15 protein-coding genes are annotated in these 17,130 nt (G+C 45.6%); 10 read left to right on the top strand and 5 right to left on the bottom strand.

The features are described 5' to 3' along the window. Window positions 1–62 precede the first annotated feature (62 nt). A complete protein-coding gene (locus KHS38_RS13505) occupies window positions 63–377 on the bottom strand; it encodes a YbaB/EbfC family nucleoid-associated protein (protein WP_213489120.1) in 315 nt (104 codons plus the stop codon). Window positions 378–496: 119 nt separating this feature from the next. Next, the gene (locus tag KHS38_RS13500; protein WP_213489118.1) at window positions 497–1,696 is read right to left on the bottom strand and encodes a serine hydrolase domain-containing protein; all 1,200 of its coding nucleotides are present in this window, start codon (window positions 1,694–1,696) and stop codon (window positions 497–499) included. A gap of 408 nt (window positions 1,697–2,104) precedes the next feature. Between KHS38_RS13500 and KHS38_RS13495 the strand changes: the two genes are divergently transcribed. From KHS38_RS13495 to KHS38_RS13455, 9 genes are all read left to right on the top strand, one after another. After that, a complete protein-coding gene (locus tag KHS38_RS13495) occupies window positions 2,105–4,054 on the top strand; it encodes a sialate O-acetylesterase (protein WP_213489117.1) in 1,950 nt (649 codons plus the stop codon). Between the two features lie 11 nt (window positions 4,055–4,065). After that, a complete protein-coding gene (locus tag KHS38_RS13490) occupies window positions 4,066–4,872 on the top strand; it encodes a polysaccharide deacetylase family protein (RefSeq protein WP_213489116.1) in 807 nt (268 codons plus the stop codon). A gap of 220 nt (window positions 4,873–5,092) precedes the next feature. Continuing rightward, window positions 5,093–5,788 carry a hypothetical protein gene (locus tag KHS38_RS13485; protein WP_249665416.1) on the top strand — a complete coding sequence of 232 codons (696 nt, stop codon included), beginning with the start codon at window positions 5,093–5,095 and terminating at the stop codon, window positions 5,786–5,788. 46 nt (window positions 5,789–5,834) lie between these two features. Then, window positions 5,835–7,490, top strand: coding sequence for a hypothetical protein (locus KHS38_RS13480; RefSeq protein ID WP_213489114.1), 1,656 nt, complete (start codon window positions 5,835–5,837; stop codon window positions 7,488–7,490). Between the two features lie 142 nt (window positions 7,491–7,632). Beyond that, window positions 7,633–8,331 carry a DUF6090 family protein gene (locus KHS38_RS13475; protein WP_213489113.1) on the top strand — a complete coding sequence of 233 codons (699 nt, stop codon included), beginning with the start codon at window positions 7,633–7,635 and terminating at the stop codon, window positions 8,329–8,331. Between the two features lie 141 nt (window positions 8,332–8,472). Continuing rightward, window positions 8,473–9,870 carry a class II fumarate hydratase gene (gene fumC, locus KHS38_RS13470; protein WP_213489112.1) on the top strand — a complete coding sequence of 466 codons (1,398 nt, stop codon included), beginning with the start codon at window positions 8,473–8,475 and terminating at the stop codon, window positions 9,868–9,870. A gap of 55 nt (window positions 9,871–9,925) precedes the next feature. Beyond that, the gene (locus tag KHS38_RS13465) at window positions 9,926–10,450 is read left to right on the top strand and encodes a fumarate hydratase (protein ID WP_213489111.1); all 525 of its coding nucleotides are present in this window, start codon (window positions 9,926–9,928) and stop codon (window positions 10,448–10,450) included. Window positions 10,451–10,456: 6 nt separating this feature from the next. Further along, complete coding sequence (locus KHS38_RS13460; protein WP_213489109.1) at window positions 10,457–11,254, top strand: S1/P1 nuclease; 798 nt, start codon at window positions 10,457–10,459, stop codon at window positions 11,252–11,254. A gap of 117 nt (window positions 11,255–11,371) precedes the next feature. Further along, entirely contained in the window at window positions 11,372–11,818 is a 447-nt protein-coding gene (locus KHS38_RS13455; protein ID WP_213489108.1) for a low molecular weight protein-tyrosine-phosphatase, read from the top strand. On the opposite strand, the gene KHS38_RS13450 is transcribed toward KHS38_RS13455, so the two are convergent. Beyond that, window positions 11,815–12,321 (bottom strand): GNAT family N-acetyltransferase, encoded by a 507-nt coding sequence (locus KHS38_RS13450; RefSeq protein ID WP_213489106.1) that lies wholly within the window; start codon window positions 12,319–12,321, stop codon window positions 11,815–11,817. The genes KHS38_RS13455 and KHS38_RS13450 overlap by 4 nt on opposite strands. Before the next feature lie 64 nt (window positions 12,322–12,385). Here KHS38_RS13450 and hisS point away from each other — a divergent pair, with 64 nt between their 5' ends. Beyond that, window positions 12,386–13,759: a histidine--tRNA ligase gene (gene hisS / locus KHS38_RS13445; protein WP_213489105.1), complete on the top strand. Its 1,374-nt coding sequence runs from the start codon at window positions 12,386–12,388 to the stop codon at window positions 13,757–13,759. A gap of 60 nt (window positions 13,760–13,819) precedes the next feature. Here the strand turns inward: hisS and KHS38_RS13440 are convergent, their stop codons facing one another. Further along, window positions 13,820–15,412, bottom strand: coding sequence for a right-handed parallel beta-helix repeat-containing protein (locus KHS38_RS13440; RefSeq protein ID WP_213489104.1), 1,593 nt, complete (start codon window positions 15,410–15,412; stop codon window positions 13,820–13,822). A gap of 145 nt (window positions 15,413–15,557) precedes the next feature. Beyond that, the gene (locus KHS38_RS13435) at window positions 15,558–17,120 is read right to left on the bottom strand and encodes a glycosyl hydrolase family 28-related protein (RefSeq protein WP_213489102.1); all 1,563 of its coding nucleotides are present in this window, start codon (window positions 17,118–17,120) and stop codon (window positions 15,558–15,560) included. Between the last annotated feature and the right edge of the window lie 10 nt (window positions 17,121–17,130).

Raw genomic sequence — 17,130 nt, 5'->3', positions numbered from 1 at the left:
TTTAGGTTTAAAAGCTTTTACAATGATCTGAAATGACATCATTTCTAAGTGGTAAGTTTGTGCTATTTGCCGAACATGCCGCCTAAACCACCCAAATCGCCAAACATGTCTTTGGTCATGGCGGCCATTTCAGTTTGGTTAATATTGTCGGCCTGTTGCATGGCTTTGTTTACAGCTACTACCAGCAATTCTTCCAGTTCTTCTTTATCCGCTTCTTTGTAAAATTCCTCGTCGATGGCTACGGTTTGCAGCACTTTGTTACCATTGGCTGTTACGGTAATTTTACCACCTTCGGCAGTACCGGTTACGGTAATAGCATCTAGGCGTTTTTTCATTTCACCGGCTTTTTGCTGGGCTTCAAATAGTTTATCAAACATGGTTGTTATCTGTTAATAGGTTATCAATTATAGCTAAAGTGATTGATGCTTATTTTATAAAGCTGCTTAACCTGCTGTCAGGCGTTAAGCATAAAATTCAAACACTGATTTGATGTGAATTAATCTTCTGCCGTTTCGCCGGTACCATTATAGGCCCCTTTCCGTACGATGGGCATCCCGGTCATCTTGTATAATTCATCCAAGTGCAATAAGCTGCCGTTCACTAAGTTACCTAACAAAACAATGGTCACATCGTTTTTCATGTCGCGTAAAAATATGTGACGGAAACCATGCCACCAGCCGGTATGGTATACAACTTTATCGTTTTTACCTTCAAATATGCGCCAGCCGTAACCATAGCTAAAGTGCCCGCGCATAAGCGGCACATGCGCCGTGTAGGCAGAATCCTGGGTAGATGCTTTAATCAGCCGGCCGGATTTAAGCGCCTGGTCAAACAGGTACAAATCACTGATGGTGCTGTAAACGCCTTTATCGCCAACAGGGCCATCTAAAAAGTTTTGGGCAACCGAATAGCGCCAGCTGTTACGATCATGACCCACCACATCAACCGGAATTTTTTCGTATACCGCTTTAGAGTATACATCGGTATGCATCATGCCTGCCGGTTTAAAAATGTTTTCTTTCATGTACTGTGCATACGGCATACCGCTTACCTTTTCAATAATGGCACCCAATACCATAAAGTTGGAGTTGTTGTATAAAAAGCGGGCGTTAGGTTTGTTGAAGGGGGCGGGTTTGTATTGTGCAATCAAGTCCATCACCTGCGCATTGGTAATGCCTTTGCGTTGGTCCAGGTGCTGCTTGCGGTACAGATCATCCACAAAATATACGTAGTTCATCATACCCGAGCGGTGGGTAAGCAGCAGGCGAATAGTAACACCCTGATATGGGAAGTTGGGATAAAAGTCGCGCACATCTTGATCCAGCTTAATTTTGCCCTGCTCCCATAGCTGCATAATGGCAGTGCCCGTCATGGTTTTGGATACGGAAGCCAGCTCAAACCTCGAATCCAGTTTCAGGCTATCTCGGGTTAGGTAATTAGCCCAGCCAAATGAGCCTTCGTATAATATTTTACCTTTTTTAGCAACCAGCACATTGCCGTTAAAGGCGCTTTTTTTGTGCAGGTTCTTCATAAACGCATCAATTTTCTTGTCAGCGTCTTTAGGATCGTATTTTAAGAGCTTTTGCGGCTCAAACGGCTTGTCAGAAATCTCAACTTTGTTCTTTTTTGCGTGCGAGCAGGATACAAACATACCCGCAATCAACGCCCATCCTAAAAATCTATACACTAACCTCATAAATTGATACTTGCACTAAAACGTGCGCGAAAATCAGAAATTATAAAACAGCCTGAAAGTAAAGTGAAAATTATTTTTGCAACAATTAAAACACAATACCTATCATTTTGCCCATGAAAAACCTAAAACCTTACCTCTTGTTTTTAAGCCTGTTAATTTTTGCAGGTAATATCTACTAACAAGCAGGCTTAAATATTTAAAAAGCTTCAAATTCAATTGCAATTTCCTGGTACGCATGGCGTGTAAAAAAGATGTGATTATCATTAACAAGTTTGGAACTTAAGCAAGGATAAGTATTGATTTAATTAAATTAACAATCGATTGCATTAAGTGTGATTAATTGTATTTTAGCCTATGCATTGCTTGATAACTCAATGCATACACCAATTATAATTTGCAATAATCAACATGATAAATCGTATTGCTTTGCATGGGCTACTTCTCCTTGCATTCACCGTTCCGTCTTTGGCGCAGGTGCGCTTGCCTAAGGTAGTAAGTGATGGTATGGTTTTGCAGCGCAATGCAAAAACAAAAATATGGGGCTGGGCCTCGCCCGGCGAAAAAGTGGCTATCCATTTCAACGGCAAAACCTATCGCACCCGAACGGGTACCGACGGTAAATGGCAAGTAGCACTGGCAGCCATGAAAGCAGGCGGGCCATATACCATGTATATCAGCGCCAGCAATAAGCTTATAGTAAGGGATATTTTGCTGGGCGACGTATGGCTGTGCTCCGGCCAGTCGAACATGCAAACAACCATGGAGCGGGTAAGCGAAAAGTACCCGGATGAGATACCTAACGCCAGTAATCTTGAGATCCGTCAGTTTCTGGTACCAACGCTTACCGACCCGGCCCGGCAGCGGGATGACCTGCCGCCTGTTAAGTGGCAACCGGTAACGCCCGGCAATGTACCTGCTTTTAGTGCGGTAGCCTACTTTTTTGCCAAAGCGCTTTATCAAAAATATCACGTGCCGATTGGCATTATCAACGCCGCCGTTGGCGGTACGCCTATTGAAGCCTGGACCAGCGAACAGGGATTTAAAAGCTTTCCAGAAGTACTGCAAACTGTAGCACAGTTAAAAGATACCAGCTTTTTGAACCGGATGAATACCAGCAACCGCCAGATAGCTGCACGTGCAGAACAACGTACTTCGCGCAAGTTGGATAAAGGCTTGAATGGCTCCCTGCCCTGGTATGATACAGCTTACCGGGCCGCTGATTGGAAAACGATGATGGTTCCCGGCTACTGGGCCGATCAGGGTATTAAAAACCTGAATGGTGTGGTATGGTATCGTAAAGAGATCGTCTTGCCTGCATCATTTGCCGGGCAGCCTGCTAAACTTTATCTGGGCCGTATTGTAGATGCTGACGAAATTTATGTGAACGGCGTATTGTCGGGCAGTACGGGTTACCAATACCCGCCACGCCGCTATGCGTTACCTGCAGGCAGGCTTAAGGCCGGCAAAAACGTTATTGTGGTACGTGTTACCAATACCGCGGGTAAAGGTGGCTTTGTGCCCGATAAACCGTACTACCTGCTGGCAGGAAATCAAAAAATAGATTTGAAAGGTGAATGGCAATATAAGGTAGGCCAGGCTTTTGAGCCGGATGCCGATGCCGGCAAAGGCTTTTCCTTACAAAACCAGCCTACGGTATTATACAATGCCATGATAGCGCCGCTTGTTAATTATACGCTTAAAGGCATGATATGGTACCAGGGCGAAAGCAACAGCCAGCAGCCGCAGCAGTATGCCAAACTATTACCCAACTTAATTGCCGACTGGCGCAGCCATTTTAAACAAGGGACATTACCTTTTTTATACGTACAACTGCCTAATTACAATGAAGTGGAGTACCTGCCAGGCGAAAGTAAATGGGCCGAGTTCAGGGAAAGCCAGCTAAAAGCCTTGCAGGTACCGAATACGGCTATGGCTGTGGCAATTGATTGCGGCGAGTGGAACGATATACATCCGCTGGGTAAAAAGCCAGTGGGTGAGCGTTTGGCCTTGGCCGCACAGCATGTGGCTTACGGTGATAATAAGATAGAATGGTCGGGGCCGATATACCAGTCGGCCAATGTGCAGGGCAATAAAATAGTAATTACCTTTAGCCACACAGGCAGTGGTTTAGTTGCACGTGGCGATGGTGAATTGAAATACTTTGCTATTGCCGGTGCCGATAAAAAGTTTGTTTGGGCGCAAGCCACTATTGAGGGTAATAAGGTAGTGGTTTGGCATGAGGCAATTAAACAACCGCTGTACGTAAGATATGCCTGGGCCGAAAACTCGGATAGCGCCAACCTGTATAACCGTGAAGGCCTGCCGGCATCACCTTTCCGGACAGATACCAATCCTTAATTACTAAATTTATGTTGAACAAAAACTTAAAATATATACTTACAACAGCTCTGGCCGGTTTGCTTGCGCTGAGTGCACATGCGCAAAGCGCTAAGTTGTGGAACAACAAGCAATGTGCCGTTGTGCTTACCTATGATGATGCCATTGATGCCGATTTGGACAATGTGATACCGGCACTGGATTCATTAAAACTGAAAGGAACTTTTTACATCATCGGCTCGTCGCCGGTGGTAAACAAGCGGATGCATGAGTGGCGACTGGCTGCCAAACGGGGGCATGAGCTGGGCAACCACGCCTTGTTCCATCCGTGCGATGGCAGTTTGCCCGGCCGCAGTTTTGTATCGCCCGATCATGACCTGAGCAAGTATACCGTTGGGCGCGCAGTTGATGAAATACGCATGAACAACGTATTGCTTAAAGCTATTGATGGCAAAGATCGGCGTACTTTCGCTTACCCATGCGGCGAACAAAAGATTGGGCAGGATTATTTTTATACCCAACTGCGCAATGATTTTGCCGGGGCTCGCGGCGTTGGTGCCGGGCTGCAAACGGCCAAACAGGTAGATCTGGATAATATTGATTGCTATTACATCCAGGACCAGCCGGCTGGTTATATGATTGATTTGGTAAAGAAAGCCATACAAAGCCGCACTTTGCTTGTATTCCTGTTTCATGGCGTGGGTGGCGGTCATGCTATTAACGAGGGGCTGCAAGAACACAGCCAGCTGCTGCACTTTTTAAAACAGCATGAAAAGGAGATATGGATTGCACCGATGGTTGATGTGGCCGAATATATTAAGCGGCAGCAAGGCAAGTAATACGCTGCTTAACGTGCAACAAAGCTCCCTGCAAACGGCTGATACCGTAGCAGGGAGCTTTTGGTTTAATAAAATATCCTAATAAAGGCTGCTGTTTTCTTTAAGGTTAAAATGTATTCAAAAAACTGAAAGTGACGGAAACAAACGCCTGATAGCCTACGTAATAGGGCATATTGAAAGTTTATCCCCCTAATTAATAAACTATTGATACGACCCTGATATGAGATTTTCCCTGATTAAACTCTTCAGCATGGTACTGCTGTGCGTTTTGGCCAAAACACAAACCTTTGCGCAGTATCGCTACCCTTTTTATGATACCGATAGCCATGTTACCATGCAGCTGCAGATGGGTACGCAGGGCATAGGCGGCGATTTGCGCTATGCATTTGATAACCGCATTTCTGTTCGTGGTGGTGCCAGCTTTATACCAATCAAAGCCAATAACCTATTTGCCTTCTCGGGCTTTGAGGGTACTACCAGTGCTTCGGTTAAATTTTCGAACGTACACCTGCTGGCCGATTTTGTTCCGTTTGAAAATGCACGCGGTTTCCGGCTGGTTGGCGGTGCCGGATACCTGTATCAGGCCAATGGCGGTATTTCACTGTTCCCTTCAGGTAATTACAAAGTTGGCAATTACAACATTGCCGGCGAAGACTTGGGCCAGCTGAATATGAATGTAAGCTGGAAAGGCATTGCTCCCTACCTGGGTATCGGCTTGTTTAAAAGCGTGCCCAGCAGCCTGTTCAATGTAAACCTGGATATGGGTACTTATTACCTGTCGCAACCGCAATCTCAAATTGTAGGTACCAATCTGCTGTCAGATAATTATAAACTGGAGCCGCAGCTTAACAGCAACATTAAAGGTTACCGCTGGCTGCCGGTGCTGCAACTCAACTTCGCTTTCAAAATTCAGTAATAAAAAACTCCCTTTCCCCCTGTTAATAAACTATACAATGAAATACTTGTCAAGAATACTTGCCGCTGCTTTACTGTGCGCTGTTTTAATGCTGGGTATGCATGCCTGCAAAACACCGACCGATAATTTAGATCTGATAGTAAATACGAGTGCGCTGGCTAAATCACCGGTGTTGGTTAGGTTAGTCAATGCCAATGCATCAAGCACCACCAGTATCCCCAACAATGTCGCTGTAAGCATCAGCGGCCCGGGAGCGGGTTTGGTACAGGTTGATGGCGGCGGTACTAATTTTACGGCCTCTAACGGTATACTGCCACTTAGCCTTACCAAATCGGCCAATGTAAGCCCCGGTAACCCGGTTACTTTTACGCTATATGTAGCCGTAAACGGTTTTGCGCCAACATCCAAAACCATTACGCTTACCAGCAATGATGTATCAACTGTGGTGTTGCCTTTGGTTGAATATGCGCATCCGGTTGATGGTACAGCCGCTACGGTTAAAACCAACGCCATAAGTGCGGGCACTACGTCTGCAATAAATGTAAACACCACAGCAAGCGGCAGCACTACCGAGGCCAGTAGCATCAGCATACCGGCAGGTACAGAGTTACAGGATGCCAATGGTGCGGTAATCAGCAGCAGCCAGTTAAAAACCAGTGTGGTGTATTTTGGTACCACCAATACCAATGCTTACAGCGCTTTTCCGGGTGGCTTTGATGCAACCAATGCCATCGGGCCCAATGGACAAAAACTTACAGCAGGTGGATCGTTTGTAACGGCGGGTTTAATGTCCATCAACATGGTTGCAGGCAATACCGAGGTAAAGCATTTTTCAAAACCGGTTACGGTAAGGATGCAGATCAACCAAAACCTGGTAAACCCGCAAACGCATCAAAAAGTAAAAACAGGCGATATTATCCCGATCTGGAGCCTGAACGAAAAAACCGGTCAGTGGACGTACGAGGGTACCTCTGCCGTAGCGCAGGACGAGGGCGGCAAACTGGTTACCACTTTCCAGATTACGCATCTTTCGGCCTGGAGCGCCAACTGGTACGGCAGCGTTTGTTCGTCGCCTTTAACTATTAACCTGCGTATACCTAATATTTCGCAACCGGTTACCGGCGATTATCAGATAGCCCTGGTTACAGCGAATAACCAGCCTGTAAACACCCTGAATCTTAATGAGGTTAAAGACGGCTACACCACTACGGTTACCGGTGTGCCGGCTGGTATGGGCGATCTGAAAGTGATTGTTTACTCGCGCAGTAACGGCGAGTTGAAAGAAATTGGCGAAACAGCAGCATTCAGCGCCTGCGAACAAGGTTCGGTTAATGTAACGCTGAACATAGTGAGCGTGCCCAGCTACATCAAAACCAACATTAAAATTACAGCGCGTTGCACCAACAAACAGGTGGTAGCTTACCCAAGCGCCTGGTTAACCATTAAAGATGTAACCACCGGTACCACAACCAGTGTATACATGGCAGACGGTTTGGCTTCATCTAACCTGATAGATGGCCATAGCTACAGCATTAATACCGTTTACTCGGGTAAAACCTATAACTCGGCGGCCTTTAAGCTCGACAAGTCATCGGGCGTAACCATCCCCGAAGTTGATGGCCTGAGTGGTACAACCAGCTATAGCAGCGCCACCAACACCATTGATGTGGATGCCACCTTTATGCTTACCGATTGCAATTAATAAGGGTTGATTAGTTTTTATAAATGTAAAAGCCGGGCTTTGTTGTCCGGCTTTTTTTGTTGAATGGCAATTTACATTTACCTTACTTTCTGTTTTGTCGTCCATTAGTAATCTGCTATTTTTAGAAACTCTAATATTTGCTATGGAACACGAAATAATGGGACACACCCGAAAAATATATAGAATAGTGAAGAATACTAACCAAAGCCTACCTCACAAACTGAAAGAAATTTTTGTTGAAATAGCAATCATCGTGTTTGCAGTATTACTTGCCGCTTACATTGAAGGCCGTTCTGAGCATGCTCACGAGCAGCACGAGGTACACACTTTTTTAACAGGGCTACGAGCTGACTTGGAGAATGATGTAAAAGAAATGGAGTCTGACAGGCGCCGTTATAGGTATTATGAACGCGGGTTTAAATACTTTTCAAATCCGGTAAATGGGCATTTTAATCCGGATAGCATTAAAAAGTATTGGAACGCTACAATGAGTACAACAGGACTTGTTCCTAACAACGGACGTTATGAAGGATTTAAATCCAGCGGTAAGATTACTAATATTGAGGATACTGCTTTGCAGAATAATATTCTTGATCTTTATCAGGAAAATATTCCGGCTCTGATTTCTTCAACTAATTCATATGGAAAAATGTCAGAGCGGCTACAAAATTTTATCTTAGAGCATATGATTGGGAGTAATCATCACGAGCAGGTTTTGCTTATGCCTCAGGCACAGAATTTATGTGCCTCTCTAAGTCAGGCAAGCTTTGTTATACAGCGATATGACGAAGCTATTGAAAACTCTAAAAAAATTATTGAACAGATAGAAAAGGCGGAGTAACATCTGCTTTTTATTTTAAAAGTCAAGTGTTCTCATTCCCTCTGTAACTATTTCCACACACGCCTAAAATCTCTTTCTTCTTAACTCTTGTTTATTGTAGCTAATGCCTAACTTTGCCGCTGCAAAAAATACAGTAAACTTATGAGTTTCAGAACTGAATATGACACCATGGGCGCGGTACAGGTACCGGCCGATAAATACTGGGGCGCACAAACAGAGCGCTCACGCAACAATTTCAGAATTGGTCCGGAAGCATCTATGCCGAAGGAAATTATTGCGGCTTTTGCTTACCTGAAAAAAGCGGCTGCCTATACCAATACCGATCTGGGCGTATTGCCTGCCGAGAAACGCGACCTGATTGCACAGGTGTGCGACGAAATTTTGGCCGGCCAGCTGGATAGCGAATTTCCGCTGGTAATCTGGCAAACCGGTTCGGGTACTCAATCTAACATGAACGTAAATGAGGTGGTGGCCAACCGTGCACACGTATTGCAAGGCAACACCTTGGGCGAAGGCAAAACCTTCATTCACCCGAACGATGACGTGAACAAATCACAATCATCAAACGATACTTACCCAACCGCCATGCACATTGCGGCTTATAAAATACTGATGGATGTAACCATCCCCGGTGTGGAAAAGCTGCGCGACTCGCTGAAACGCAAATCAGAAGCGTTTAAGGATGTGGTGAAAATTGGCCGTACCCACTTAATGGATGCTACGCCGTTAACCTTAGGTCAGGAGTTTTCGGGCTACGTATCACAGCTGGATCATGGCCTGCGTGCTTTGCGTAATACTTTGGCGCACTTATCAGAGCTGGCTTTGGGCGGTACCGCCGTAGGTACCGGTATCAATACCCCTAAAGGTTATGATGTAAAAGTAGCTGGGTACATTGCACAATTTACCGGCCTGCCGTTTATTACTGCCGAAAACAAGTTTGAGGCTTTAGCTGCGCATGATGCTATTGTGGAGAGCCACGGCGCCCTGAAACAAATTGCCGTATCACTAATGAAAATTGCTAACGATATCCGTATGCTGGCTTCTGGTCCGCGTTCAGGTATCGGCGAGATCCATATTCCGGATAACGAGCCGGGCTCGTCAATTATGCCGGGTAAAGTTAACCCAACCCAAAACGAAGCCGTTACTATGGTGGCTGCTCAGGTAATGGGTAATGATGTGGCTATTTCTATCGGTGGTTCAAACGGTCATTATGAATTGAACGTATTTAAACCGGTAATGGCGGCTAACTTCCTGCAATCGGCCCGTTTAATTGGCGATGCCTGCGTATCCTTTACCGACCATTGTTCAGACGGTATTGAGCCGAACTATGAAGGCATCAAAAAGCACCTGGAAAACTCCCTGATGCTGGTAACCGCCCTGAACCCGCACATCGGTTATGAAAATGCGGCTAAAATTGCTAAAACAGCTTTGAAAGAAGGTTTGTCGTTACGTGAGGCTGCACTGAAACTGGAACTGTTAACTAACGAGCAGTTTGACCAGTGGGTACGCCCTGAAGATATGATTGGCAGCTTAAAATAAAGAGCCCTCCTAAATCCTCCCCTGTAAAGGGGAGGACTTTTTTGTTTATATGCAGATGAAACTTCCCATTTTTAAGCTCTTCCCTCTTACCGTTCTCCTGGCTCTTGGCTCTTGCTTTTTGGCTCTCTCAAGCTGTAGCCCCAACTCAAACATACAGGGCAAGGGACAGGATTACTTACAGGGTGAGTGGGAGCAGCGGCCCGAAGCTGTGCATAGTAAGCTCATTAACTACACGCTTTACCATTACAAATTCACCTGCGATTCTTTTTATGTTACCCTGCAATCCTTCAGCAAGGTAAATTACGGTGCCGATACCTGTATGAACAGAGGCCACTGGACGGAGTATGCCAAAGGCCGCTATGAGCAGCAGCATGATACGCTGATGGTAAAAGGCTTTTTCTGCGATTCCAAATTCAAGATCAGAACCGAAGGCGGCTGTTTCCGTTCGGGTGTGTATGAACAGCTGTTTAAAGTAGCCGGGCATACCGATAGCACCATACAACTGAACAATACGGCCGATGTACTGCCCGTGAATTTGCATTTACTTAAAAGGATTACTTGTAATCCCAAACCCCTATAAAATTTTATGAAAGCTAATTTCTTTAAAAAACTATTGCTGGGTGCCGCCATTTTGTACGCACCATTGCAAAGCATGGCCTGGGGCGATAAAGGTCACCGCATTTGCGGCCAGATTGCCGATAGCTACTTAACCCCCAAAGCCCGCAAAGCTGTACAGGCTATTTTAGGTAACGAGTCGGTTGCCATGAGCAGTACCTGGGCCGATTTCATTAAATCGGACCCTAATTATAATTACCTTTTTAACTGGCATTTTATTGATTTTGACAAGCCGTTTGCCAGCCTTCCCGAAATGCAGGCCTTTTTAAAGCAGGATACCTCGGTAGATGCTTACACTAAGCTGCAGATGATGATTACCGAATTAAAGAAGCCGAATCTGTCAAAAGATAAAAAGCTGTTGTATCTGCGCATGGTTATTCACGTGGTGGAGGATATTCATCAGCCTATGCATACCGCCCACACCGATGATAAAGGCGGTAATGATTTGAAAGTAATGTGGTTTAAAGAAGAATCGAACATGCACTCGGTTTGGGATAGTAAGCTGATTGAGTTCCAAAACCTGAGCTATACCGAGTATACTAACTGGATTAACCATACTACCCCCGCACAGCGCGCGGCATGGCAAAAAGAACCCATGAGCCAGTGGCTGTACGAAAGCCAGCAACTGGCCGAAAAGATATACGCCGGTACCAAAGCCGGAGATACTTTAAATTATAAGTATAACTTTAAATATATCGAAACAGTTAATCGCCAGCTGTTGAAAGCAGGTGTACACTTAGCCGGTGTATTGAATCAGATTTTTGGATAACCCAATAGCCCCACCCCTGCCCTCCCCGGTAGGGAGGGGGTTATATGAGTTAATTACAATATGCTTCTATAAGTCCTCCCTACCGGGGAGGATTTAGGAGGGGCTTTTAATTCCAATATGAAAATATTAATGGTTTGCCTCGGCAACATCTGCCGCTCGCCGCTGGCGGAGGGTATTATGCAGTACCAGGCGCAACAAAACGGGTTCGATTGGGAAATCGACTCGGCGGGTACCGGCAACTGGCATATAGGCCAGGGTCCCGACCGTCGCTCCGTACGTGCTGCGCAAAAGTTTGGTGTTGATATCAGCAAGCAGGTATGCCGTCAGTTTAAGGTAAGCGATTTTGACGCATTTGACCTGATATTGGTTATGGATAAAAACAACCTGAGCGATGTACTGGCCCAAGCCCGTAGCGAACAGGATGCCGCCAAAGTGCGCCTGCTGCTAAATGATAAAGAAGTACCCGACCCCTATTATGACGATACCCAGTTTGAACCCGTATTTAAACTGATAGAAGGTGGTTGTAAAGATATCATTAAAACCTACACACCAAAGGGCGACTAACCATCGCCCTTTCTTATTTTAAATAGTGGCAGGTTTTTGGCAAACAGAAACACCGTATCTTCATCCGTAAAGCCGGCTTTAACCAATACACGCTGAGAGGCTTTGTTTTCCGGGTCGGTAATGGCGCAAATTTCGGTAAGGCCGTGCGCAAAGCCATAAGCCACCAGCGCTTGTACAACTTCGGTAGCTAAACCCTGGCCCCAATATTTTACATGCAGGCTATAGCCTGTTTCCATGCCACGCATGCCGGGCCTTGCGGCGGTGAGCATGCAGGTGCCCATAAAATCGTTATCGGCCGGGTTAAACATACCCCAGCGGCCAAACGGTGTATCGTCGTTATAGCTCAATTGTATTTGTGCAAACAGCTCCTGCAACTGTTCTGGACTGCGCGGCGTGGTGTAGCGGGTGGTACGTTCATCATCGTTCAGTTCCTGTAGCAGGTGCGCCTCGTTGGGGGCAAACTGGCGTACCTGTATCCTGGGCGTGGTTAAAATGGTTTTCATGCGTTGGGTGCCGCTATATTAAAGCATTTGTACGATTAATTTACCATTTTTTTACCTTTGCGGCATGGCATCAGTTAAACCTTCTGTACCGAAAGGCATGCGCGATTTTTCGCCAGCCGAAATGGTAAAACGCAACTATATATTCGACACCATTAAATCTGTTTTCCGTAAATACGGCTATCAGCAAATAGAAACGCCTACAATGGAAAACCTGACTACCTTAATGGGTAAGTATGGCGATGAAGGTGATAAGCTGATTTTTAAAGTACTGAACAGTGGCGACTATTTGGCAAAAGCAGACGCCCAGGCGCTGGCCGACCGTAATTCGCAAAAGGCAACTGCCGGAATTTCTGAAAAAGCCCTGCGCTATGATCTAACCGTACCCTTTGCACGCTACGTGGTGCAGCACCAGAATGAGATAATTTTTCCATTCAAGCGTTTCCAGGTACAACCAGTTTGGCGTGCCGACAGGCCGCAAAAAGGTCGCTACCGCGAGTTTTACCAATGTGATGCCGATGTGGTGGGTTCAGATTCGTTACTTAATGAGGCTGAGTTCGTGCTGATTTATGACGAAGCTTTGAGCCTGTTAGGATTGAAAGATTTTAGCATTAAAATCAATAATAGAAAAATTCTATCAGGCATTGCCGAAATTATAGGCAAGCCTGAATTGATTGTAGACATGACCGTAGCCATTGATAAGCTGGATAAAATAGGCATGGATGGTGTAGTGGCCGAGCTGTTAACCAAAGGCTTTACCCAGCAGGACATTGATCGCCTGGAACCGGTTATCTTGCTGGAAGGCAGTAATGCCGAAAAGATAGAAAAGCTGAAAGACGTGCTGGCTGCATCACCTATCGGCTTAAAAGGTATCGAGGAGCTGGAAACCATTTTTGCTTACCTGCAAAGCTTTACCCTGCAAAAAGCAACGCTCGAACTGGATATTACCCTGGCCCGCGGGCTTAACTATTATACCGGCGCTATTTTCGAAGTAAAAACCAATGAGGTAGCTATGGGCAGCATTGGCGGTGGTGGCCGTTATGACGACCTGACCAGCATGTTCGGCCTCAAAGGCTTAACGGGTGCCGGTATATCCTTCGGTGCCGACCGTATTTATGATGTGATGGAAGAGCTGCAGCTGTTTCCGCAGGCCAGCAATCAAACCACAAAGGCGCTTATCTGTACGTTCGATAAAGAGGGCGAAACCTTTGCCCTACCCCTATTACAGCAACTACGCAATAATAACATCAATGCCGAGCTGTATCCGGCAGGTGCCAAAATCAAAAAGCAGTTTGATTATGCCAACAACAAAAACATCCCGTATGTAATTGTGATTGGCAGCGACGAAGTGCAAACCGGGCAGCTTACCTTCAAAGATATGCAAACCGGCGACCAGCAAAAGCTGGATAGTTCGGCGATAATGGAAAGATTGAAAGCTTAATGATCCTAAATAGAGAAGGGGCTGTATGCAAAACATACAGCCCCTTCTCTATTTATAAATTTAGTGCCGCTTGTTGTTTACATACAACTCGGATATACTGTTGCCGTTGTCTACCTTCAAAATATCATCGGGCAATACGGCCTGGGTTGTTTGCAGGTAAGTTTTGCAATTAACGCCGGCATTTTTACCATTCCACTCCATTCTGTAACGTGTTTTAACGCCAGTAATTGAGTTTTCGGTGAGATAATTTACGGGCTGAGAGTTGTAATCAGATTGCGTAGTATAGATTCCGTACACGCTCCTGCTACCGGAGGCAGAACAGGTAATGGTATTTCTATCAATAGTTACAATGCCTTTAGAGTTGGTTTCGCCAGCCTTAATCACAAAGTCATACCTGTCAGTCGGTTCAGTTATTTTAAACTGGTTGCCGGTTATACGTACTCTGCGGTTATTGTTGAAAGTAAGGTTGAGCACCACATTCACTAAGCTGTTGTTGGCAAATAGAATTGTATCTGCCGGTCCCAACTGCTTTATAACCCCTACTCCTTTGGTTGCCCTAAAATTATTATTGGTAAAAGCTATATCCTTATTGTCTGGCAATTGGGTAGCATTATAAATGCAAGCTAAGGTTGCTGCTGGGTCATCCTGGGTAACTGTATTTCCAGAGAAGGTGATGTTCTTGTTGTAAAAGAAAGTAGCCAGCGCACCGTTACGGCAGTTGCTTACGGTATTGCCGGTTGCACGGCTGTTAAAGCAGCCCTCAAAATCAATACCTACATCGCCGCAATCATTTACCTTACAGTTTTGCACCACAATGCCATTGCCCATACTACCCCATATACCGCCTTCGGTTATATGGTTTACGGTTACGCCGTCAATTACCCCGTTAGATGCCAGCCGTGGCTTGGTTAAGCTGCCGTCACGTGCAGGGTTACTGTCGCCACCCCACCATTCAATGCCATGGCGGTAATTGGCCAACGCACAATGACTGATCTTCCAGTTCTTAACGTACGCTAAATAAATACCCATGCCGCTGCCGCTGGTTCCCGTAGCGGTGCAACTGTCAATGCTTAGGTTGGTGTTTAGGTTATAGTCCCCGCTTGCAATGGTGTTATAAGGCAGGTCATTTAATTTGGATCGTATCAATCCGCAATACTGTGCACTTAGCTTGTTCAATTTTACATCATTGCAGCCACCATTAACCAATAGGGCGTATATGGCCCTGCTTTTATCATTAATGCCGGTAAAACTAAGCCGGGTAAGTTGTATATGGTCTGTAGCAGCAGCACTAAAAAAGCAGGATTCAGCATTTTTAGGAAAGCCGTTTCCGCTGGTACTGAATACGGTATTGTCGGTGCCTGTAATGTTTTGTTTAAAATTGAGCGATAGTGTTTTACTGATCAGATAATTGCCTTCCGGAAAGTACAGCGACGGATAGGTGTTCAGTGCCTCTTGTATCCGGCTGCTAAAATCTGTTTTGCCATCACCGTAAATACCTAAGGTGTTTACGTTTACGGCAGTGGCTGTTGCTTCTGTTATCGCTTTTTCGGGAATGGTTGGATTGGGCGTAGCGGGTTTTTCTATGTAATCATTACCACGGCAGCCGGTTAAGGCCATAGCCAAGGCAATGAATACAACATAACGTTGTTTCACTGTGAGGGTTTAGTTCAATAGTTTAAAAAAAAGGGTTAAATGCGCCAAATTGATGATTAGGGGCTCATCAATTCGGCAAAGAAAGGTACAAGAAATTATTGAATTGTAAAATGCTTATTGTAAGCCACTTTTACGCTTAATACTCTCACTGTTTGATGCCGTTAATGTATATCTCCGAAGAGCTGTTGGCCTTACCGGCTTTTTCAATAGCCTGCGGGGAAAGTTTTTGAGCGCTGTTAATATAAGTTTTGCTGATAACGCCCGAGTTTTGCCCGTTCCATTCCACTTTGTAAGGTTTGCTAAGGCCGGTAAACGTGTTGTTGCTGATCTGGTTTACAGGCGTAGAGTTATAATCAAACTGGGTAACATAAATACCGTTTACGCCGGCGTTGCTGGTGAGCTGGTTATTAATGGTATTGTGGGCTATGGTAACCTTGCCATTGTTATTGGTGCTGCCGGCTTTGATGATAAAGTTGTAAGCTGCCGCGCTTCGGGTTAGCGTAAACGTATTACGCTCAATTTGCACTATCTGGTTGTTGTTAAAAGCCAGATTAAGCACTACGTTGCTAAGCTTGTTGTTGCTGAAAGTAATAGTTTGTGCCGGGCCGTTTTGGTTAATTATACCTACGCCTGTAATTGCCGTAAAAGTATTACCGGTAAAGGTAATATCGCGGTTGTTTGCCGTTTGCGCTGCATTGTAAATACGGGCCAGAGGGTATGCTGCATTGCTTTGGCTTACTATGTTGCCCGAAAATACAATGGCTTTGTTATAATGAAACGTTGCTAATGCGCCGTTTTTGCAGTTGCTTACAGTATTGCCGGTTGCACGGCTGTTAAAACAGCCTTCAAAGTCAATGCCTACATCGCCGCAATTAGCTATCCGGCATTGGCTTATGGTAATATCCTCACCCATGCTACCCCATATACCGCCCTCGGTAACATTGCGTACGCTTACATTGGTAATGCGGCCGTGCTGTACAAGGCGCGGGTTGTTAAGGGCACCGTCGCGTTGCGGATTGCTGTCGCCGCCCCACCATTCCACACCGTGGTGGTAACCGCTGAGTGTTGTATTGCTTATGTTCCAGTTGCTGGCATATTCGAGGTAAATACCCATCATGCCAGCGCTGCCCGTACCCTTACACCCGCTAACGGTAATGGCGGAACTACCCTGCTGTTGCCCGGCGGCAAGCTGCTGGTAATTTGCATTACCGGGACGGCTATGTAAGATACCGCATTTTTGTACCGAAACCTGTTTAATGGCAATATTACTGCAAGCACCATTAAGTAACAGCGCATACACCGGCTTAGATGCTATTTGATTTTGGCAGCTAATTTTGTTCAGCGTAATGTTAGTCTTATTCGTTGCAGTGAACATGCCTTCATCGCCGAAGCTTGCTGCGGTTAGGAAGACAGCACCAACACTACCCGTAAGCGTAGTGCCCGCTGGCAGCTCTACAGACTTGCCTATCACATATGTTCCTTTAGGAAAGTAGAGCGATTTGTGGCTGGCTAAAGCCTGTTGTATTTTAGTACTAACATCGGTTTGCCCATCGCCACGAATGCCCAATGTGCTCACATTAGTGCCTGTAGCTTGCACCATAGGTAAGTGCCCAAAGTAGCCAACCTTGGCAATGAGCTGACCCGGTAAGCTCATTATCAATACCACGCCTGCCAAAAGTATACGTAAGCTAACCTTTTTGCTGATCATTCGGTGTACG

This window comes from Mucilaginibacter sp. Bleaf8 (assembly GCF_018390515.1).
Taxonomy (GTDB): Bacteria; Bacteroidota; Bacteroidia; order Sphingobacteriales; family Sphingobacteriaceae; genus Mucilaginibacter.
The sequence above is the reverse complement of the archived record's forward strand: the minus strand, read 5'-3'. Positions and strand labels throughout refer to the sequence as shown.